This is a genomic window from Streptomyces goshikiensis (genome assembly GCF_014650555.1).
GTDB lineage: Bacteria > Actinomycetota > Actinomycetes > Streptomycetales > Streptomycetaceae > Streptomyces > Streptomyces goshikiensis.
Map to the genome: position 1 here is coordinate 1 of NZ_BMVE01000046.1, position 648 is coordinate 648.

Sequence of the window (648 nt, forward strand, 5' to 3'; positions counted from 1 at the left end):
GTCCCGGGGTCTTTCCGTCCTGCTGCGCGAAACGAGCATCTTTACTCGTAGTGCAATTTCACCGGGCCTATGGTTGAGACAGTCGAGAAGTCGTTACGCCATTCGTGCAGGTCGGAACTTACCCGACAAGGAATTTCGCTACCTTAGGATGGTTATAGTTACCACCGCCGTTTACTGGCGCTTAAGTTCTCAGCTTCGCACGCCCGAAAGCGCACTAACCGGTCCCCTTAACGTTCCAGCACCGGGCAGGCGTCAGTCCGTATACATCGCCTTACGGCTTCGCACGGACCTGTGTTTTTAGTAAACAGTCGCTTCTCGCTGGTCTCTGCGGCCACCCCCAGCTCACGGAGTAAATCCGATCACCAGTGATGGCCCCCCTTCTCCCGAAGTTACGGGGGCATTTTGCCGAGTTCCTTAACCATAGTTCACCCGAACGCCTCGGTATTCTCTACCTGACCACCTGAGTCGGTTTAGGGTACGGGCCGCCATGAAACTCGCTAGAGGCTTTTCTCGACAGCATAGGATCATCCACTTCACCACAATCGGCTCGGCATCAGGTCTCAGCCTTATATGAGGGACGGATTTGCCTACCCCTCGGCCTACACCCTTACCCCGGGACTACCACCGCCCGGGCTGGACTACCTTCCT

At 56.2% G+C, this 648-nt stretch carries 1 rRNA gene; it reads right to left on the reverse strand.

Annotation, left to right across the window (positions count from 1 at the left end):
- Positions 1 to 648: ribosomal RNA gene (locus tag IE248_RS37070) — 23S ribosomal RNA — on the reverse strand; the annotation flags it as partial.